Consider the following 18,380-nt stretch of genomic DNA (forward strand, 5'->3'; position numbering starts at 1 on the left):
ATGGCTCAGGGCGCGACCACCCAGGATGTTTTTTCCTGGGCAGAGTCTGTGGCGTTGTCCGCAGTATTCAGCCAGCTTTTCATCGAGCACAGCGCAAAAGCGCTGGTGCTGCATTCACCGCTGGCCAGCGCCGTGCGTAACTTGTCGACATCGGCCTTCATCATGTAGCGAACGCCGTCTTTGAAGCCACTGCTGGCGCCAAACCCACCCAGGGTCATTTCGTTCAGCGCGTCTTCCTTGCTCCATCCCTGAATCACCACCCGATACATCGCCGCCATCAGGCCCGTGCGGTCGGAGCCGTGTTTGCAGTGCATCAGCACCGGGCCATTGGCTTCGGCGTCTTGAATGGCCCGCAGCGCCGCGAGCACATCGGCGTCGTCGACATGGTTGGTGCGATAAGGCAATTGCACCTGGTTGATGCCGGGTGATTTCAGCCAGCTGGCATCGGACTCGGGCAGAAAGTTGATCACCGTTCCGATCTTGAGTTTTTCCAGTACAGGAACAGCACCGCTATTTGGTAGCGCGCTGCGATAGAGCGTGGGCGTCATCTGATACAGGTTGTATTGATCGCCCATCGGCTGAGCCCATTCCAATGAACGCATGGGCGTGAGTTCTTCGGCTTGGGCAGGGGCAGTTGTGAACAGCGCCATGAACACGAAGCTGAGAGCAGGCAGCAATTGATTCTTGAACATGCGCGATGTAACCGAATAGGGAGAGGGCTGATAGGGCCCAGATTCGCTTACAGGGGGTCAATGCCGTGTGAGGTGCTCGTCAAAGAATCGTGAATAAGCCGGCTACCGGTGTGTTTTTTCCTGCTGAATCGATTTTCATCGATCCTTAGCCTGCTATCATTTGTAACTATTGATTACTACTGTGTTCTATCCCTTTGGGTCTTTTGGATCCCATTTGCTGCCAAAACTATAAGTCGCTCCTTGAAGCGGCTGATAAACCCGTGACCACATGATGAGGTGCCACCATGTCTGATCAAGATCAAGACAACCCCCGGCGTGAGTTTTTGCGCAAATCCTTGACCTTGATCCCCGTGGTCACTGTCGCCAGCACGGGCCTGGGCGGTTCGATGCTGATGGCGGTTCCCGAGCCGGCTCAAGCCAGCCCCGAAAAGGTGCCTGTCAGCAGCAAGGCCTATGAGCCGAGCTATTTCACTGCCGAGGAATGGGCGTTTATCAACGCGGCCGTTGCCCGCTTGATCCCGGCGGACGACCAAGGCCCAGGCGCCCTGGAAGCCGGCGCGCCGGAATACATCGACCGTCAGATGAACACCCCATACGCGGCTGGCGCCCTCTGGTTTATGCAAGGCCCGTTCAATGCCGACGCGCCGCCCGAAATGGGCTGGCAGAGCAAGTTGGTGCCCAAGGAGATCTACCGCCTGGGCATTGCTGCCACGGATGCCTGGTCGAAAGCGATGAACGGTAAAGTATTTGCTGAGCAAGACAGCGCTACCCAGGAAAAATTGTTGCAACGACTGGAAGCCGGTGACGCGCAGTTCGACAGCGTACCGCCGAAGATTTTCTTCAATCTGTTGCTGCAAAACACCAAGGAAGGGTTCTTCTGCGACCCGGTCCACGGTGGCAACAAAGGCATGGTCGGCTGGACCATGATCGGCTTCCCCGGCGCCCGCGCCGATTTCATGGATTGGGTTGAACGCAACGAGCAATACCCCTTCCCGGCTGTATCGATCCGTGGCGAGAGGGCATAAACGTGGCGACCATCATGAAGAAAGTGGATGCAGTGATTGTCGGCTTCGGTTGGACTGGCGCGATCATGGCCAAGGAGCTGACGGAAGCGGGCCTCAACGTGGTAGCGCTGGAGCGCGGCCCGATGCAGGACACCTACCCGGACGGCAACTATCCCCAGGTCATCGACGAACTGACCTACAGCGTGCGCAAGAAACTCTTTCAGGACATCTCCAAGGAAACCGTGACCATTCGCCATAGCGTGAATGATGTCGCCATGCCCAACCGTCAACTGGGCGCCTTCCTGCCTGGCAATGGTGTCGGCGGTGCCGGCCTGCACTGGTCCGGCGTGCACTTTCGGGTGGACCCGATCGAGTTGCGCATGCGCAGCCATTACGAAGAGCGCTACGGGAAAAACTTCATTCCTAAGGACATGACCATCCAGGATTTCGGCGTCAGCTATGAAGAGCTTGAGCCGTTCTTCGACTATGCCGAGAAAGTCTTCGGTACCTCCGGGCAAGCCTGGACGGTGAAGGGCCAGTTGGTAGGTGAAGGCAAGGGCGGCAACCCTTATGCGCCGGATCGCTCCAATCACTTCCCGCTGGAATCGCAGAAGAACACCGTCTCCGCACAGCTGTTCCAGAAGGCCGCCACGGCCGTGGGGTACAAACCCTACAACCTGCCTTCCGCGAATACTTCCGGGCCGTACACCAACCCTTACGGTGCGCAGATGGGGCCGTGCAACTTCTGTGGCTTCTGCAGCGGTTATGTCTGCTACATGTATTCCAAGGCTTCGCCGAACGTGAACATCCTGCCGGCATTGCGCCAGGAGCCCAAGTTCGAACTGCGGCCCAATTCCCACGTGCTGAAGGTCAACCTCGACAGCACCAAGCGCAAGGCGACCGGCGTGACGTATGTCGACGCCCAAGGTCGGGAATGCGAGCAGCCGGCGGATCTGGTGATCCTCGGTTCCTTCCAGTTCAACAACGTGCGCCTGATGCTGCTGTCGGGCATTGGCAAACCCTACGACCCGATCTCCGGCGAGGGCGTGGTGGGCCGGAATTTCGCCTACCAGAACATGGCCACCATCAAGGCGTTCTTTGACAAGGACGTGCACACCAACAACTTTATCGGTGCCGGCGGCAATGGCGTGGCGGTCGATGACTTCAACGCCGACAACTTCGACCACGGGCCTCACGGCTTCGTGGGCGGCTCGCCGATGTGGGTCAACCAGGCGGGCAGCCGGCCGATTGCGGGTACCTCCAACCCGCCGGGCACGCCGGCCTGGGGCAGCGCGTGGAAGCGCGCCACGGCTGATTACTACACCCACCAGGTGTCGATGGATGCCCACGGCGCCCATCAATCCTACCGTGGCAACTACCTCGATCTGGACCCGGTTTACCGCGATGCCTATGGCATGCCGCTGTTGCGCATGACCTTCGACTGGCAGGAAAACGACATCAAGATGAACCGCTTCATGGTCGACAAAATGAGCAAGATCGCCGAAGCGATGAACCCCAAGGCGATCGCCTTGCTGGGCAAAAAGGTGGGCGAGCACTTCAACACCGCCTCTTACCAGACCACCCACCTCAACGGTGGCGCGATCATGGGCACCGACCCGAAAACCAGTGCCTTGAACCGCTACTTGCAGTGCTGGGACGTACACAACGTGTTTGTCCCGGGCGCTTCCGCGTTCCCACAAGGCTTGGGCTACAACCCTACGGGCCTGGTGGCGGCGTTGACCTACTGGTCGGCGCGGGCGATTCGCGAGCAGTACCTGAAAAACCCCGGCCCACTGGTTCAGGCATAAGGAGCGATGACCATGAAAGCATTTGTGATTGCCTCCTTCGCCTTGATCAGCAGCTGCTCGGTGAGTGCGGCTGAAACCGATCTGGTCAAACAGGGTGAATACCTGGCTCGCGCCGGTGACTGCGTGGCCTGCCACACCGCCAAGGGCGGCAAGCCGTTCGCCGGCGGCCTGCCGATGGAAACCCCGATCGGCACCATCTACTCCACCAACATCACCCCGGATAAAACCGGCCTGGGCGACTACAGCTTCGAAGACTTCGACCAGGCCGTGCGCCATGGCGTCGCCAAGAACGGCAGTACCCTTTACCCGGCGATGCCCTACCCGTCTTATGCGCGCGTCAGCGAAAGCGACATGCAGGCGCTGTACGCGTACTTCATGAAGGGTGTGGAGCCGGTGGCGCAAGCGAACAAGGACAGCGACATTCCCTGGCCGTTGAGCATGCGCTGGCCGTTGGCCGGTTGGCGCTGGATGTTCGCGCCCAAGGTTGAGGACTATCAGGCTCAGGCTGGCGCAGACCCCGTGATCAGCCGTGGCGCGTATCTGGTGGAAGGCCTCGGCCACTGTGGTGCCTGCCATACGCCACGGGCGCTGACCATGCAGGAAAAATCCCTGAGTGCGTCGGACGGCAGCGCTTTCTTGTCCGGCAGTGCACCGCTGGAAGGTTGGATTGCCAAAAGCCTGCGGGGAGACCACAAGGACGGCCTGGGCAGTTGGAGCGAGGAACAGCTGGTGCAATTCCTCAAGACCGGTCGCAGTGATCGCAGTGCGGTGTTTGGCGGCATGAGCGACGTTGTGGTCCACAGCATGCAGTACATGTCGCAAGATGACCTGACGGCTATCGCCCGCTATCTCAAGAGCCTGCCGGCGGTGGATCCCAAGGATCAGCCGCACCAGTACGACAAGCAGGTCGCCGACGCGCTGTGGAAAGGCGATGACAGCAAGCCCGGGGCGTCGGTGTATATCGACAACTGCGCGGCGTGCCACCGCACTGACGGCCATGGCTACACCCGGGTATTCCCGGCGTTGGCGGGCAACCCGGTGTTGCAGACGGCGGATGCCACCTCGTTGATCAACATTGTGTTGAACGGCGGTACGTTGCCGGCGACCCACACCGCGCCTTCGACCTTCACCATGCCTGCGTTTGCCTGGCGTCTGTCGGATCAGGAAGTGGCGGATGTCGTCAGTTTCGTGCGCGGCAGTTGGGGTAACAAAGGCGAGCCGGTGAAAGCCAGTGACGTGGCGAACCTGCGCAAAAATGATATGCGGACCACTTCCGGCGATGACCTTGGCCAGGTGACCTCCAAGCATTGATTGGAGGTTGACCGCCCAACGGCACTGGTCAGAAACCCTGCGCCCCTATACTGTATAAAAAAACAGTATAGGGGCGCTTTCATGTCCACTCCTCTGCCGCCTCGCGGGCGCGGCACGGCCACCAACCTGCACAACCGTTTTGCGCCTACCGTCAGCGTGGCGGAAGACGACGGCTGGTATCAGGAAGTGCCACAGACCCAGGGCACCGAAGTCCGTATCGAAACCGCGAAAACCATCATCACCCGCAACAGCTCGCCGGATATCCCGTTTGATCGGGCGATCAATCCGTATCGCGGCTGCGAGCATGGCTGTATCTACTGCTATGCGCGGCCCAGCCATGCGTATTGGGACCTGTCGCCGGGGCTGGATTTCGAAACCAAGCTGATCGCCAAGACCAACGCTGCCGATGTACTGGAGCAGCAACTGTCAAAACCGGGCTATACCTGCGCGCCGATCAACCTGGGCTCCAATACCGACCCGTACCAGCCTATCGAACGCGAGTACAAGATCACCCGCCAAACCCTCGAAGTGCTGCTGCGCTATCGGCACCCGGTGACGATCATCACCAAGGGTTCGCTGATCCTGCGGGACCTCGACCTGCTGACCGAGCTGGCGCAACAGCGGCTGGTGGCGGTGATGATCAGCCTCACCAGCCTGGACGACGAGCTCAAGCGCATCCTGGAACCGCGTACGGCTGCGCCCAAGGCGCGGCTGAGGGCGATTCGAGTGATGCGTGAGGCGGGAATACCGGTCGGTGTGTTGTGTTCACCGATGATTCCGATGATCAACGACAGCGAGCTGGAAAGTTTGCTGACCGAGGCGCATGCCGCTGGCGCACAAAGTGCGGCGTACATGATGCTGCGCCTGCCCCTGGAGGTTGCGCCGCTATTTGAAGAATGGCTGGCGGCCCACTACCCGCAGCGCGCGGCCCATGTGATGAGCCTGGTGCGACAGGTGCGCGGTGGTGAGGTCTATGACAGTCGCTTCGGGGTACGCATGCGTGGCGAAGGGCCGTTTGCCGATTTGCTGGCGCAACGTTTCGCCAAGGCGATCAAACGACTGGGGCTCAACCGGCGGGAAGGGTTTAATCTGGATTGCACGGCGTTTTGTCCGCCGGGCAGACAGATGGCATTATTGTAAACTGCTGGATAAGCGTACTTATCTGTAGGAATAGTCGCGTTTTGATATCACTGAAAGCCCCGATCTAGAGCGGTTCATTCAGTTTGAGTTAAGTTTCGGCGGGTACCTTGTTTATCGAGTGACTAATGAGTCGGCGCTTCGGTTTGGGCGCCAACCACACTGGAAAACGCCCCTGCTCCAACCAAGAGGATGAATCATGAGTGACAAGGATAAACAGCCGTTGGCTGCGTCGGCTTCAGCCCCTCACGAGGCGGAGTCCGCCGATGCAGCGCTGCAGCACATCGTTGAAGGCTTTTTGCATTTCCATAACGAGATCTTTCCACAGCAGGAAGAACTCTTCAAAAAACTCGCCACGGCCCAGAGCCCACGAGCGATGTTCATTACCTGCGCAGATTCGCGCATCGTTCCCGAACTGATCACCCAGAGCTCCCCGGGGGATTTGTTTGTGACCCGCAACGTCGGCAACGTCGTGCCGCCTTATGGGCAGATGAACGGCGGTGTTTCCACGGCCATCGAGTACGCGGTACTGGCCCTCGGCGTGCAGCACATCATCATTTGCGGCCACTCCGACTGCGGCGCCATGCGCGCAGTGCTCAACCCTCAAAGTCTGGAAAAAATGCCCACGGTCAAAGCCTGGCTGCGTCACGCCGAGGTCGCCAAGACCATGGTCCAGGACAACTGTGACTGCGCCAACGAACACGAAAGCATGCACGTGTTGACTGAAGAAAACGTGATCGCCCAGTTGCAGCACCTGCGCACTCACCCGTCGGTGGCCTCGCGCATGGCCAACGGGCATCTGTTTATCCATGGCTGGGTCTACGACATCGAGACCAGCGAGATCAGGGCCTACGATGCGGATCAGTCGGCGTTCCTGCCGTTGAACGGTACCCAGCCGATCCCATCCGCGACGCCTAAAGCGCGCTTCTAAAACAATCCCCTGTCGGGTAACGCGATGGCTGCCATTCGAGCAGCCAGGCGTTGCCACGCCCGGCAAATGCCTCGGGAGAGTCATTATGCGTGCTGCTCAATTAAAAGCTGTGCTGCCACGGGAGCTGCTGGCCTCCGTGGTTGTGTTTCTGGTTGCCCTGCCACTGTGCATGGGGATCGCAATTGCGTCAGGAATGCCGCCTGCCAAAGGCCTGATCACCGGGATCATCGGTGGGCTTGTGGTGGGCTGGCTGGCGGGGTCGCCGCTGCAAGTCAGCGGCCCGGCTGCCGGCTTGGCGGTGCTGGTGTTCGAATTGGTGCGCCAGCATGGCATGGCTATGCTTGGGCCGATCCTGTTGCTGGCGGGCTTCCTGCAGTTGGTGGCCGGGCGCTTGCGCCTGGGCTGCTGGTTTCGTGTTACGGCACCTGCGGTGGTCTACGGGATGCTGGCGGGGATCGGGGTGCTGATTGTCTTGTCGCAGGTCCATGTGATGCTCGACGGTGTGCCAAAACCCTCCGGGCTGGATAACCTCGCCGGCTTTCCCGCCGCGTTGATTCAGGCGATTCCTGCACTGGGCGGCGGGCTTGGCTGGCAGGCGGGCCTGCTAGGGATATCGACGATTCTGGTGATGTGGCTGTGGGATAAGTTCCGTCCGCAAAAGCTGCGTTTCGTCCCCGGCGCCTTGCTCGGCGTAGGATTGGCGACAGTCACCAGCTTGGTGCTGGCGTTGCAGGTCAAGCGTGTGGAAGTGCCGGAAAACCTGGCGGACGCCATCGACTGGCTGCGCCCCAGCGACCTGTTGAACCTGGCGGATCCCAATCTGTTGATCGCCGCGTTCGCCGTCGCCTTTATCGCCAGCGCTGAAACGCTGCTTTCGGCAGCAGCCGTTGATCGTATGCACAGTGGCCAACGTTCCGATTTCGACAAGGAATTGTCGGCGCAAGGCGTGGGCAACATGTTGTGCGGTCTGGTCGGCGCCCTGCCGATGACCGGTGTGATCGTACGCAGTTCGGCCAACGTCCAGGCCGGTGCCACCACGCGCTTGTCGGCGATGTTCCACGGGTTGTGGCTGCTGGCGTTCGTGCTGTTGCTGTCCAGTGTGCTGCAAAGCATTCCGGTGGCGAGCCTGGCGGGTGTGCTGGTGTACACCGGGATCAAGCTGGTGGACATGAAGGCGTTTCGTGGCTTGGCGCGTTACGGGCGGATGCCGATGTTTACCTACGCAGCGACGGCCCTGGCGATCATCTTTACCGACTTGTTGACGGGGGTGCTGGTGGGCTTCGGGCTGACCCTGGTCAAGCTGGCGTTCAAGGCTTCACGCTTGAAAATCAGCCTGGTGGACTTGCCGCAGGAGGGCGAGATGGAGCTGCGATTGACGGGGGCTGGGACCTTTCTCAAGGTGCCGGCATTGACTCAGGTGTTGTCGACGGTACCTGCCGGGACCACCTTGCATGTGCCACTCAATAACCTGAGTTACATCGACCACTCCTGCCTGGAGTTGCTGGAAGAATGGGGTCGGGCCAATGCGGCCAAGGGCTCGAAGCTGATGATCGAGGCGCGGGGGTTGAAGCGCAGGTTGGAAGGACGGGTAAGAACGACGACCGGAATAGGCTCGGCGCCGTCTGTTGGCTGACGAAACCGGATCAAAAATGTGGGAGCGGGCTTGCTCGCGAAGGCGGAGTGTCAGTCACTGAATGTGTTTCTGATACACCGCCTTCGCGAGCAAGCCCGCTCCCACATTGGATCTTTGCAAGCCGGCAAATCTAAGCTGGCTGGTCCAGCTCAAGGCCCACACCCAACTGCCGCGACAGGCACGGCCAGCGCTTCCATGCCGCTTCCGTGTCCGGGCTCTTGAGCTTGTCGCGGTACGTCTCGACCGACTCCAGCGCAAAGCTCTCTTCGTTAAGCATCTCATCCACGGCGTGGTGCACCGCTTCATCCAGCTGATTGGCAAAGGTCTCGCCGATCAATTGGTGAGCAATCACGTTCGCCACCGTGGTATCCAGCGGAATCAACGGCTGGCCGAAGTGCTTGATATACAGATCGTTGACCTCTTCCACCAGGCGATGAGCCAGGTAGGCCTCGTCCAGCAAACCGTCCAAACCTTCATGCCCGGCCAGGATCGCTGGCGGTTGCAGGAAGAAATGCTCGGCGATTTTCAGCACCGGTTTGATCTGGCTCTCAATACCGGCTTCGCGGGCGACATCATTGGCTGCGTCCAGCAGATCCGGGACCTGGTCGATGTAGGCGCTGACAAAACGCGTCATCACGCCCTTGGCGTCGACGTCAGGCAGGGCAATCGCCGGGTGCAGGTGCGGTAACTGGACTTCCAGCTGCTGAGCAAGCTGGCCAGTGCTGGATTCGTGTTGATGGGCACGGGAAATCTGCTCGCGCAATGCGGCGGTGTTCATGAAAGCTCCAGTGATGCAGGCGTAGGAAATAGGGAGAGCATAAGGTAGCTCGTTTGTACGAGCACCTAAGACGTATTTGTCATAATTATTTCATGGTTATGCGCTGTCGTTATATCAAATTGCCAGCGTTCGTCGGATAACTCGCGCCACCGGTCCTGTTGTGTGGTCGCTTCACCCATTTTCGTTCATTTGCCCGATCACATTGCGGGGTGGCGGTCGCTGTCTATACTCGTTTTGTACGCAATTAGCTGATGACGCCCGACTGCATGAGCAGGCAAGGCTTGGCGGTTGTAAGCAGTATGGAAGCCGCTCCCTTGGCCGCAGGTGCAAACCGGCGGGATAACAAGAACGATAAGGGGAACCCGCAATGACGCGACATCCACATGTTTGGATGGGCCTACTGTTGTGGTCAGTATTCGGCCAGGCGCAAGCCGCCTGGACAACGAATATGGCGCCAGGGGCCACTGAAGTCAGTCACGCCGTGTTTGACCTGCACATGACCATTTTCTGGATCTGTGTGGCGATTGGCATCGTCGTGTTTGGCGCGATGTTCTGGTCGATGATTATTCACCGGCGCTCAACGGGCCAAGTGGCGGCCAAATTTCACGAGAGTACGACGGTGGAGATTCTCTGGACCGTGGTGCCCTTGCTGATCCTGGTGGCGATGGCCATTCCGGCCACCAAGACGCTGATCAACATCTACGACAGTACGGAATCGGATATCGATATCCAGGTCACCGGCTACCAGTGGAAGTGGCATTACAAATACCTGGGCCAGGACGTCGAGTTCTTCAGCAACCTGGCTACGCCCGCCGAGCAGATTCATAACCAGGCCGTCAAAGGCGAACATTACCTGTTGGAAGTCGACCAGCCGCTGGTGCTGCCGGTGGGTGCCAAGGTGCGTTTCCTGGTGACTGCCGCCGACGTGATCCACTCCTGGTGGGTGCCCGCGTTTGCGGTCAAGCGTGATGCGATTCCGGGCTTCGTCAACGAGGCGTGGACCCGGGTCGAGAAGCCCGGCATCTACCGCGGCCAGTGCGCCGAGCTGTGCGGCAAAGACCATGGTTTCATGCCGATCGTGGTGGAGGTCAAGTCCAAGGCGGACTACGACACCTGGCTCGGCGAGCGTAAGGCAGAAGCCGCCAAACTCAAGGAATTGACCTCCAAGGAATGGACCCTGGATGAGCTGGTGGCCCGTGGCGACAAGGTTTACCACACCACTTGCGTGGCCTGTCACCAGGCTGAAGGCCAAGGCCTGCCGCCGATGTTCCCGGCGCTCAAAGGCTCGCCGATTGCCGTCGGGCCCAAGGAAGACCACCTGCACCGCGTGTACTTCGGCAAACCCGGCACCGCCATGGCGGCGTTCGGCAAGCAACTGTCGGAAGTCGATATCGCGGCGGTCGTGACCTACGAACGTAATGCCTGGGGCAACAACAAAGGCGACATGGTCACTCCTAAAGACGTGCTGGCTCTGAAACAGGCGGAAAGCAAATGACCTCCTTCATTGCGTATTCCCTGAACCGTCCCGCCCACTCGTTCGCAGGAGAAAGGCCATGAGCGCTGTGATCGACGACCACGGTCATGCCGGTGAGCACGCTCACGGCCCCGCCAAGGGCCTGATGCGTTGGGTGCTGACCACCAACCACAAAGACATCGGGACCATGTACCTGTGGTTCAGCTTTGCCATGTTCCTGCTTGGCGGCTCGTTCGCCATGGTGATCCGCGCCGAGCTGTTCCAGCCGGGCTTGCAGATCGTGGAGCCGGCGTTCTTCAACCAGATGACCACCATGCACGGCCTGGTGATGGTGTTCGGTGCGGTGATGCCGGCGTTTGTCGGCCTGGCCAACTGGATGATCCCGTTGATGATCGGCGCGCCCGACATGGCCCTGCCGCGCATGAACAACTTCAGTTTCTGGCTGTTGCCGGCGGCGTTCCTGATGCTGGTGTCCACGCTGTTCATGCCCGGTGGCGGGCCGAACTTCGGCTGGACCTTCTACGCCCCGCTCTCCACCACCTACGCGCCGGAAAGCGTGACCTTCTTCATCTTCGCCATCCACCTGATGGGTATCAGTTCGATCATGGGCGCGATCAACGTGGTCGCCACCATCCTCAACCTGCGTGCCCCCGGCATGACCTTGATGAAAATGCCGCTGTTCGTCTGGACCTGGCTGATCACCGCGTTCCTGCTGATCGCGGTGATGCCGGTGTTGGCAGGTTGCGTGACCATGATGCTGATGGACATCCACTTCGGCACCAGCTTCTTCAGCGCCGCCGGTGGCGGTGATCCGGTGCTGTTCCAGCATGTGTTCTGGTTCTTCGGCCACCCCGAGGTGTACATCATGATCCTGCCGGCCTTCGGTGCCGTCAGCTCGATCATCCCGACCTTCTCGCGCAAGCCGCTGTTCGGCTACACCTCGATGGTGTACGCCACGGCGAGCATCGCGTTCCTGTCGTTCATCGTGTGGGCCCACCACATGTTTGTGGTGGGCATCCCGCTGGTGGGCGAGCTGTTCTTCATGTACGCCACGCTGCTGATCGCGGTACCCACGGGCGTGAAGGTGTTCAACTGGGTCAGCACCATGTGGCAAGGCTCGCTGACTTTCGAGACGCCGATGCTGTTCGCCGTGGCTTTCGTGATTTTGTTCACCATTGGCGGTTTCTCCGGGCTGATGCTGGCCATCGCCCCGGCGGACTTCCAGTACCACGACACCTACTTCGTGGTCGCGCACTTCCATTACGTACTGGTACCCGGCGCGATCTTCGGGATCTTCGCCTCGGCCTACTACTGGCTGCCGAAATGGACCGGCCACATGTACGATGAAACCTTGGGCAAGCTGCACTTCTGGCTGTCGTTCGTGGGGATGAACATGGCGTTCTTCCCGATGCACTTCGTAGGACTTGCCGGCATGCCGCGTCGGGTGCCGGACTACAACCTGCAGTTCGCCGATTTCAACATGGTGTCCTCCATTGGTGCCTTCACCTTTGGCGCGACGCAGATTTTCTTCCTGTTCATCGTCATCAAGTGCATTCGTGGCGGTAAGCCTGCGCCCGCCAAGCCGTGGGATGGTGCCGAAGGGCTGGAGTGGAGCATCCCTTCGCCTGCGCCGTACCACACCTTCACCACGCCGCCGGAGGTCAAATGAACACCTCCCTATCCTGTGGGCGCTGGCTTGCCTGCGATGGCATCACTTCGGTGTACCTGAAAGACCGAGTTGCCAGCATCGCAGGCAAGCCAGCTCCCACAGAAAAGCCACTCACAGAACATTCATTCGTAGGTGGCCGCCATGCTTGAGTCCGTGCCTATCAAGCGCCTGGTCACGCGGCTGTTGATCCTGGTGGTGGCGATGTTCGCCTTCGGCTTTGCCCTGGTGCCGATCTACGACGTGATGTGCAGGGCGTTCGGCATCAATGGCAAGACTGCCGGGCAGTACGAAGGCGAGCAGGTGGTGGACCCGACGCGCCAGGTGCGGGTGCAGTTCCTGTCCACCAATGCCATCGACATGGTCTGGGAGTTCCACTCCAAGGCCGACGAGGTGGTGGTCAATCCTGGCGCGGTCACCGAGATGCTGTTTGTGGCCTACAACCCCACCGACAAGCCGATGACCGCCCAGGCGGTGCCAAGCATTTCGCCCGCCGAGGCGGCGATGTACTTCCACAAGACCGAGTGTTTTTGCTTCACCCAGCAAGTGCTACAGCCAGGTCAGCGCATAGAAATGCCGGTGCGCTTCATTGTCGACCGCGACATGCCGAAGGATGTGAAGCATTTGACCCTGGCGTACACGCTGTTCGATATCACCGCGCGCCAACCGCCCGTGGCTGTCCATACCGGCGGCTAGGCGTTGCTTGCGGGCTCGATTAGGAGAACGAATACATGTCGACTCATGATACGTACTACGTACCAGCGCAAAGCAAATGGCCAATAATTGCCACGCTGGGCATGCTGATTACGGTGGTCGGGCTGGCTACCTGGTTTAACGATTTGAAGGCCGCACGCCCGGAATCTCACGGCCCGCTGATCTTTTTCGTCGGCGGCCTGCTGCTGGCCTACATGATGTTTGGCTGGTTCGGCGCGGTGATCAAGGAAAGCCGCGCCGGTTTGTACAGTTCACAGATGGACCGCTCCTTTCGCTGGGGCATGACCTGGTTCATCTTTTCCGAGGTGATGTTCTTCATCGCGTTCTTTGGCGCACTGTTTTATGTGCGGCATATGTCGGCGCCCTGGCTGGCGGGCGAAGGCTCAAAAGGCGTTGCCCACATGCTGTGGCCGAACTTCGAATTCGCCTGGCCGCTGCTGAACAATCCTGACCCGAAACTGTTCCCTGCGCCCAAGGGCACCATCAGCCCCTGGGGCTTGCCGCTGATCAACACGATCTTGCTGGTCAGTTCCAGCGTGACCATCACCATCGCCCACCACGCCTTGCGCAAAGGCCATCGCGGCGCGCTGAAGATCTGGCTGGCGATCACCGTGTTGCTGGGTTGGGCGTTCCTCGGGTTCCAGGCCGAGGAATACATCCACGCTTATAAAGAGTTGGGCCTGACCCTCGGTTCCGGCGTGTACGGCGCGACCTTCTTCATGCTCACGGGTTTTCACGGCGCCCACGTGACCATCGGCACCATCATTTTGTTTGTGATGCTGATGCGCATCCTGAAAGGGCATTTCAACAACGAGCACCAGTTCGGTTTCGAGGCGGCCAGTTGGTATTGGCACTTTGTGGACGTGGTGTGGATCGGGCTGTTTTTCTTCGTTTACGTGCTTTGAGGCCGTTCACCAAGGCGCATGAGACACCAGCTGGCCGCTGAAGAAACCCCAGGTGATCAGCCCTAAGGTGATCACGGCCAGCACCACACGCACGGTCAAGGCAGTGACGAGGCGATTGGAGTTGCCCTCGTCCTTGACCAGGAAGAACAAGCCACTGAACAGGCTCACAACGGTAGCAATCAGCATCAGGGCAATGGCTGCTTTGAGCATGGTGGGCTCCGGGGCTCTTTTTTGGAGGGGGCGAGCAATGAGATTCAGTATAGCCAGCGCAGCACCGACCTCTGCGGCAATGCCATGAAACCCTTTCGCCCCGGTATTGCGCCGACGCTGGTGGTGTTTGTGCTGCTGCCGTTGCTGGTGTTTCTCGGTTTCTGGCAGCTGTCCCGCGGCCAGGAAAAACAGGCGCTGCTGGAAACCTACGCCGAGCGCCGCGCTGCCGAGCCCATGAGCAGTACGCAATTACAGGCCATCGAAGATCCGGCCTTCCGCCGCGTGCATTTGCGCGGGCAATTCGATGCCGAGCACAGCGTGCTACTGGATAACCGCTTTCGTGACGGCAAGGTCGGTGTGGAAGTGCTGCAACCCTTCCACGATCAGGCCAGCGGCCAGTGGCTGCTGCTCAATCGAGGCTGGCTGCCTTGGCCGGACCGGCGCACGCCACCGGTTTTCACCACCCCCGAACAACTACTGAACCTCGACGCGTGGGTCTATGTGGCTCCCGGCGAAACCTTCCAGTTGCACGCCGATCCGGCGGGCGCACAGTGGCCACGATTGTTGACCGCCCTGCATCCCGAAGCGCTGTGGACCGAGTTGGGCCGCAGCGGATTCGCCTATGAAGTGCGGGCTGAAGCGGGCCCTGGCACTTTCGAAACCAACTGGCCCGTGGTCGCCATGGGCCCGGAAAAACACTTGGGCTACGCCGTGCAATGGTTCGCCATGGCGCTGGCGCTGTTCGGTCTTTACCTCTACCTCGGATGGCACAACACAAAGGAGAAGCGCCATGGGAGCGGCCATGAATCCACCCAACATGTCTGACGCGCCAGCAGCGCCCAACCGGCGCAAGGGGCGCTGGCAACTGATCCTGATTTTGCTGATGGTGATCGGCCCGATGGTGCTCGCCACCTTCATGTACAAGTTGCAGTTCTGGGTACCGGACAGCCGCAGCTACCACGGTGAGATGATCGGCAATGGTCAGACCCGTGCCGACATTGGCGTGCAGGCCGACGAAGACCGCTGGCAGCTGCTGGTGACCGCGCCCGCTGCCTGCGCCGCCGACTGCCAGCAACTGGTTTACCTGGCTCGCCAGCTGCAAATCGGTCTGGGTCGCGATGCCTCTCGTGCCAGCCACGCCCTGGCCAGCGCGCAGCCGGTGAACACTGCGTATGACGCCAAGCTCAAGGCCGAATACCCGCAACTGCAACGTTATCCCCTGGACCTGTCGACCTTCAACAAAGACGCCGCCGCCCAAGGCAGCGGCGATGCCCAGCTGTGGATCGTCGACCCCCACGGCAACCTGGTGCTGCGCTACGACGCCCGGGTCAAGGGCAAGGACCTGCTCAACGACCTGCGCCTGCTGCTGAAACTGTCGAACATCGGATAAGGACACCGTCATGGCCAAACCTGGATTTCGCCTCGCGCTGTTTGCCACCCTGCTGGCCCTGATCGTGGTGCTGCTGGGTGCTTATACCCGGCTGACCCACGCGGGCCTCGGTTGCCCGGATTGGCCGGGTTGTTATGGCTTTATCAGCGTGCCAAAAAGCGAAGCCCAGCTGGCCCATGCTGAACTGCATTACCCGGACACGCCGGTCGAGGCGGACAAGGGCTGGAACGAGATGACCCACCGTTATTTCGCCGGCACCCTCGGGCTGCTGATTGTGCTGCTGGCGGCGCGCGCCTGGACCCACCGGCATCATCCGGGGCAGCCGTTGAAATTGCCGTTGTTCCTGCTGGTGGTGGTGTTTGCCCAGGCGGCGTTTGGCATGTGGACGGTGACGCTGAAGCTCTGGCCGCAGGTGGTCACCGGGCATTTATTAGGCGGGTTTGCGACGTTGAGCCTGCTGTTTTTGCTGACACTGCGGCTGTCCGGTGTATTGCCGGCGCTGATTGTGCCCAGGCGTTTGCAGTATTGGGCGACGGCTGGCCTGGTGCTGGTGATCGGCCAGATTGCCCTGGGTGGATGGGTCAGCTCCAACTACGCGGCCGTGGCCTGTATTGACCTGCCGACCTGCCACGGCCAATGGTGGCCGGCGGCGGATTTCGCCAATGGCTTTCACCTGACCCAGCATATCGGCCCCAATTACCTCGGCGGGCAACTGGACAGTGATGCGCGCACGGCGATTCACCTCACCCACCGAATTGGCGCGCTGCTGGTCACCGTCGTACTGCTGGGCCTCGCCTGGCAACTCAAGGTGGTTGGCATGACCCGCTTGGCCGGCCTGTTGCTGATCGCCCTGGCAGCGCAAATCTGCCTGGGTTTGAGCAACGTGTACTTTCACCTGCCGCTGCCGGTTGCGGTCGCTCATAACGCCGGCGGCGCGGCGTTGCTGCTGACGCTGGTGCTGGTCAATTACCACGCCCGCACCAGTCTGGTCCGGGTGCGGCACCAGTTGCCGTTCGGCTGGCGCTTCAGCCCGCGTAAACACGTGTCGGGCCTCATAACCCTAAAAGGAGAGATGCCATGGCGACCTTGATCGGCGAGCGTCATAGCCAGGCGATCTGGCGTGACTACCTGGAGCTGACCAAGCCTAAAGTGGTGGTGCTGATGCTCATCACCTCGCTGGTGGGCATGTTCCTCGCCACCCGCGCCGGGGTGCCGTGGCCGGTGTTGATTTTCGGCAACCTGGGTATCGCCCTGTGTGCCGGTGGCGCGGCGGCGGTGAACCATGTGGTGGATCGGCGCATCGATGCGCTGATGGCGCGCACCCATAAACGTCCACTGGCGGAAGGGCGCGTATCGCCTGTGGCGGCGCTTGTTTTCGCGATGGTGCTGGCGGTGGCCGGGCTGGCGTTGTTGCTGGCGTTTACCAATCCACTGGCCGCCTGGCTGACCCTGGCTTCGCTGTTGGGCTACGCCGTGATCTACACCGGTTTTCTCAAGCGTGCGACGCCGCAGAACATCGTCATCGGTGGGCTGGCTGGCGCCGCGCCGCCGTTGCTGGGTTGGGTTGCCGTCACTGGCCACGTCAGCGCCGAGCCGTTGCTGCTGGTGCTGATCATCTTCGCCTGGACCCCGCCGCACTTCTGGGCCCTGGCGATTCACCGCAAGGAGGAATACGCCAAGGCCGACATCCCGATGCTGCCGGTGACCCACGGCGAGCACTACACCAAGGTGCATATCCTGCTCTACACCTTCGCACTGCTGGCGGTCAGCCTGATGCCGTATGTCATCCATATGAGCGGCATGCTGTATCTGGTGTGCGCACTGGTTCTGGGCGGGCGCTTTCTGCAATGGGCCTGGGTGCTGTACCGTGGCAGTCGGCCGCACGCGGCGATCAACACCTTCAAGTACTCTATCTGGTACTTGTTCGCGCTGTTTATCGCCCTGCTCGTAGACCATTACCTATTGTTGAACCTATGACTCGAACTCAAAAAACTGTCTTCATTCTGGTGGCCATTGTCGCGTTGATCATGGGCCTGACCGTCAACAAAGTACTGAGCGGCAAAGGCCAGGGCGACCCGACCGCCTTGATCGATGCCGGCATCATCCTGCTGCCGCAAAGCCGCCAGTTGCCGCCGGTGACCATGACCAACCAGGACGGCCAGCCGGTGCTGGTCAACGAGCTGAAAGGCAAGTGGAGCGTGCTGTTCTTCGGCTACACCTTCTGCCCGGACATCTGCCCGACCACCCTCGCCCAACTGCGCCAGATCAAGAGTGAACTGCCTAAAGACGTTGTGGATAAGTTGCAGGTGATCCTGGTCAGCGTTGACCCGAACCGCGATACGCCGGCGCAGCTCAAGCAATACCTGGGCTACTTCGATCCGCAGTTTGAAGGCCTGACCGGTGCGAATGTGGAGGATGTGCAGAAAGTCTCGAACGCGGTGAGCATTCCGTTTATTCCGGCGGACACCAGCAAGCCCAACTACACCGTCGACCACAGCGGCAACCTCGCGCTGATCGGGCCGGACGGCACCCAGCGCGGGTTTATCCGGGCGCCGTTGAACAACCAGAAATTGGTGGCGCAGTTCCCGGGGTTGTTGCAGCGTAAATAAGCCTGCCGACCATTTCCTGAGCGACACAAATCAAATGTGGGAGCGGGCTTGCTCGCGAAGGCGGTGTGTCAGTCAACAGATGTATCGACTGAACCACCGCCTTCGCGAGCAAGCCCGC

Annotated in this window: 18 protein-coding genes; 15 read left to right on the forward strand and 3 right to left on the reverse strand. The window is 60.3% G+C overall.

Annotated elements, in window-relative coordinates; all coding sequences use genetic code 11:
* Window positions 1-5: 5 nt before the first annotated feature.
* The gene (locus NVB75_RS20310; RefSeq protein WP_258342992.1) at window positions 6-692 is read right to left on the reverse strand and encodes a dual specificity protein phosphatase family protein; all 687 of its coding nucleotides are present in this window, start codon (window positions 690-692) and stop codon (window positions 6-8) included.
* A 284-nt stretch (window positions 693-976) separates the two neighbouring features.
* On the opposite strand from NVB75_RS20310, the gene NVB75_RS20315 reads away from it, so the two are divergent.
* The 6 genes from NVB75_RS20315 to NVB75_RS20340 all read left to right on the forward strand — a co-directional run bounded on the left by NVB75_RS20315 (window position 977) and on the right by NVB75_RS20340 (window position 8,516).
* The gene (locus tag NVB75_RS20315) at window positions 977-1,717 is read left to right on the forward strand and encodes a gluconate 2-dehydrogenase subunit 3 family protein (RefSeq protein ID WP_258342993.1); all 741 of its coding nucleotides are present in this window, start codon (window positions 977-979) and stop codon (window positions 1,715-1,717) included.
* Window positions 1,718-1,719: 2 nt separating this feature from the next.
* On the forward strand, window positions 1,720-3,504 hold the full coding sequence (locus NVB75_RS20320) for a GMC family oxidoreductase (protein ID WP_258342994.1): 1,785 nt from the start codon (window positions 1,720-1,722) through the stop codon (window positions 3,502-3,504).
* A gap of 12 nt (window positions 3,505-3,516) precedes the next feature.
* Window positions 3,517-4,815 carry a cytochrome c gene (locus NVB75_RS20325; protein ID WP_258342995.1) on the forward strand — a complete coding sequence of 433 codons (1,299 nt, stop codon included), beginning with the start codon at window positions 3,517-3,519 and terminating at the stop codon, window positions 4,813-4,815.
* Window positions 4,816-4,896: 81 nt separating this feature from the next.
* On the forward strand, window positions 4,897-5,955 hold the full coding sequence (locus NVB75_RS20330) for a PA0069 family radical SAM protein (RefSeq protein WP_063033715.1): 1,059 nt from the start codon (window positions 4,897-4,899) through the stop codon (window positions 5,953-5,955).
* Window positions 5,956-6,151: 196 nt separating this feature from the next.
* Entirely contained in the window at window positions 6,152-6,883 is a 732-nt protein-coding gene (locus NVB75_RS20335; protein ID WP_258342996.1) for a carbonic anhydrase, read from the forward strand.
* A gap of 85 nt (window positions 6,884-6,968) precedes the next feature.
* A complete protein-coding gene (locus NVB75_RS20340) occupies window positions 6,969-8,516 on the forward strand; it encodes a SulP family inorganic anion transporter (protein WP_258342997.1) in 1,548 nt (515 codons plus the stop codon).
* 130 nt (window positions 8,517-8,646) lie between these two features.
* Here the strand turns inward: NVB75_RS20340 and NVB75_RS20345 are convergent, their stop codons facing one another.
* Complete coding sequence (locus NVB75_RS20345) at window positions 8,647-9,294, reverse strand: hypothetical protein (protein WP_258342999.1); 648 nt, start codon at window positions 9,292-9,294, stop codon at window positions 8,647-8,649.
* A 367-nt stretch (window positions 9,295-9,661) separates the two neighbouring features.
* On the opposite strand from NVB75_RS20345, the gene coxB reads away from it, so the two are divergent.
* The 4 genes from coxB (at window position 9,662) to NVB75_RS20365 (ending at window position 14,053) form a co-directional block, all read left to right on the forward strand.
* Window positions 9,662-10,789, forward strand: a complete 1,128-nt coding sequence (gene coxB, locus NVB75_RS20350; protein WP_258343000.1) for a cytochrome c oxidase subunit II — start codon at window positions 9,662-9,664, stop codon at window positions 10,787-10,789.
* A gap of 58 nt (window positions 10,790-10,847) precedes the next feature.
* A complete protein-coding gene (gene ctaD, locus NVB75_RS20355) occupies window positions 10,848-12,437 on the forward strand; it encodes a cytochrome c oxidase subunit I (protein WP_258343002.1) in 1,590 nt (529 codons plus the stop codon).
* Between the two features lie 141 nt (window positions 12,438-12,578).
* Window positions 12,579-13,130 carry a cytochrome c oxidase assembly protein gene (locus NVB75_RS20360; RefSeq protein ID WP_076013311.1) on the forward strand — a complete coding sequence of 184 codons (552 nt, stop codon included), beginning with the start codon at window positions 12,579-12,581 and terminating at the stop codon, window positions 13,128-13,130.
* 35 nt (window positions 13,131-13,165) lie between these two features.
* Window positions 13,166-14,053 (forward strand): cytochrome c oxidase subunit 3, encoded by an 888-nt coding sequence (locus NVB75_RS20365; protein ID WP_258343004.1) that lies wholly within the window; start codon window positions 13,166-13,168, stop codon window positions 14,051-14,053.
* A 6-nt stretch (window positions 14,054-14,059) separates the two neighbouring features.
* On the opposite strand, the gene NVB75_RS20370 is transcribed toward NVB75_RS20365, so the two are convergent.
* Entirely contained in the window at window positions 14,060-14,263 is a 204-nt protein-coding gene (locus NVB75_RS20370) for a twin transmembrane helix small protein (protein ID WP_010168612.1), read from the reverse strand.
* 84 nt (window positions 14,264-14,347) lie between these two features.
* Here NVB75_RS20370 and NVB75_RS20375 point away from each other — a divergent pair, with 84 nt between their 5' ends.
* The 5 genes from NVB75_RS20375 to NVB75_RS20395 are packed head-to-tail and all read left to right on the forward strand — an operon-like array spanning window position 14,348 to window position 18,262.
* Entirely contained in the window at window positions 14,348-15,088 is a 741-nt protein-coding gene (locus NVB75_RS20375) for an SURF1 family protein (protein WP_258343006.1), read from the forward strand.
* A complete protein-coding gene (locus tag NVB75_RS20380) occupies window positions 15,054-15,653 on the forward strand; it encodes a hypothetical protein (protein WP_258343007.1) in 600 nt (199 codons plus the stop codon). The genes NVB75_RS20375 and NVB75_RS20380 overlap by 35 nt, the downstream gene beginning before the upstream one ends.
* A gap of 10 nt (window positions 15,654-15,663) precedes the next feature.
* Window positions 15,664-16,743, forward strand: coding sequence for a heme A synthase (locus NVB75_RS20385; protein ID WP_258343008.1), 1,080 nt, complete (start codon window positions 15,664-15,666; stop codon window positions 16,741-16,743).
* A complete protein-coding gene (cyoE, locus tag NVB75_RS20390) occupies window positions 16,731-17,630 on the forward strand; it encodes a heme o synthase (protein WP_258343009.1) in 900 nt (299 codons plus the stop codon). The genes NVB75_RS20385 and cyoE overlap by 13 nt, the downstream gene beginning before the upstream one ends.
* Window positions 17,627-18,262, forward strand: a complete 636-nt coding sequence (locus tag NVB75_RS20395; protein ID WP_258343010.1) for an SCO family protein — start codon at window positions 17,627-17,629, stop codon at window positions 18,260-18,262. The genes cyoE and NVB75_RS20395 overlap by 4 nt, the downstream gene beginning before the upstream one ends.
* Window positions 18,263-18,380: the final 118 nt, after the last annotated feature.

Source organism: Pseudomonas sp. CBS (assembly GCF_024734645.1).
Lineage (GTDB): Bacteria > Pseudomonadota > Gammaproteobacteria > Pseudomonadales > Pseudomonadaceae > Aquipseudomonas.

Excerpts from the sequence above, each read along its gene's own strand:
- NVB75_RS20310 (WP_258342992.1), bottom strand. The coding sequence starts at position 692 with ATGTTCAAGAATCAATTGCTGCCTGCTCTCAGCTTCGTGTTCATGGCG.
- NVB75_RS20315 (WP_258342993.1), top strand. The coding sequence starts at position 977 with ATGTCTGATCAAGATCAAGACAACCCCCGGCGTGAGTTTTTGCGCAAA.
- NVB75_RS20325 (WP_258342995.1), top strand. The coding sequence starts at position 3,517 with ATGAAAGCATTTGTGATTGCCTCCTTCGCCTTGATCAGCAGCTGCTCG.
- NVB75_RS20330 (WP_063033715.1), top strand. The coding sequence starts at position 4,897 with ATGTCCACTCCTCTGCCGCCTCGCGGGCGCGGCACGGCCACCAACCTG.
- NVB75_RS20335 (WP_258342996.1), top strand. The coding sequence starts at position 6,152 with ATGAGTGACAAGGATAAACAGCCGTTGGCTGCGTCGGCTTCAGCCCCT.
- NVB75_RS20340 (WP_258342997.1), top strand. The coding sequence starts at position 6,969 with ATGCGTGCTGCTCAATTAAAAGCTGTGCTGCCACGGGAGCTGCTGGCC.
- NVB75_RS20345 (WP_258342999.1), bottom strand. The coding sequence starts at position 9,294 with ATGAACACCGCCGCATTGCGCGAGCAGATTTCCCGTGCCCATCAACAC.
- coxB (WP_258343000.1), top strand. The coding sequence starts at position 9,662 with ATGACGCGACATCCACATGTTTGGATGGGCCTACTGTTGTGGTCAGTA.
- ctaD (WP_258343002.1), top strand. The coding sequence starts at position 10,848 with ATGAGCGCTGTGATCGACGACCACGGTCATGCCGGTGAGCACGCTCAC.
- NVB75_RS20360 (WP_076013311.1), top strand. The coding sequence starts at position 12,579 with ATGCTTGAGTCCGTGCCTATCAAGCGCCTGGTCACGCGGCTGTTGATC.
- NVB75_RS20365 (WP_258343004.1), top strand. The coding sequence starts at position 13,166 with ATGTCGACTCATGATACGTACTACGTACCAGCGCAAAGCAAATGGCCA.
- NVB75_RS20370 (WP_010168612.1), bottom strand. The coding sequence starts at position 14,263 with ATGCTCAAAGCAGCCATTGCCCTGATGCTGATTGCTACCGTTGTGAGC.
- NVB75_RS20375 (WP_258343006.1), top strand. The coding sequence starts at position 14,348 with ATGAAACCCTTTCGCCCCGGTATTGCGCCGACGCTGGTGGTGTTTGTG.
- NVB75_RS20380 (WP_258343007.1), top strand. The coding sequence starts at position 15,054 with ATGGGAGCGGCCATGAATCCACCCAACATGTCTGACGCGCCAGCAGCG.
- NVB75_RS20385 (WP_258343008.1), top strand. The coding sequence starts at position 15,664 with ATGGCCAAACCTGGATTTCGCCTCGCGCTGTTTGCCACCCTGCTGGCC.
- cyoE (WP_258343009.1), top strand. The coding sequence starts at position 16,731 with ATGGCGACCTTGATCGGCGAGCGTCATAGCCAGGCGATCTGGCGTGAC.
- NVB75_RS20395 (WP_258343010.1), top strand. The coding sequence starts at position 17,627 with ATGACTCGAACTCAAAAAACTGTCTTCATTCTGGTGGCCATTGTCGCG.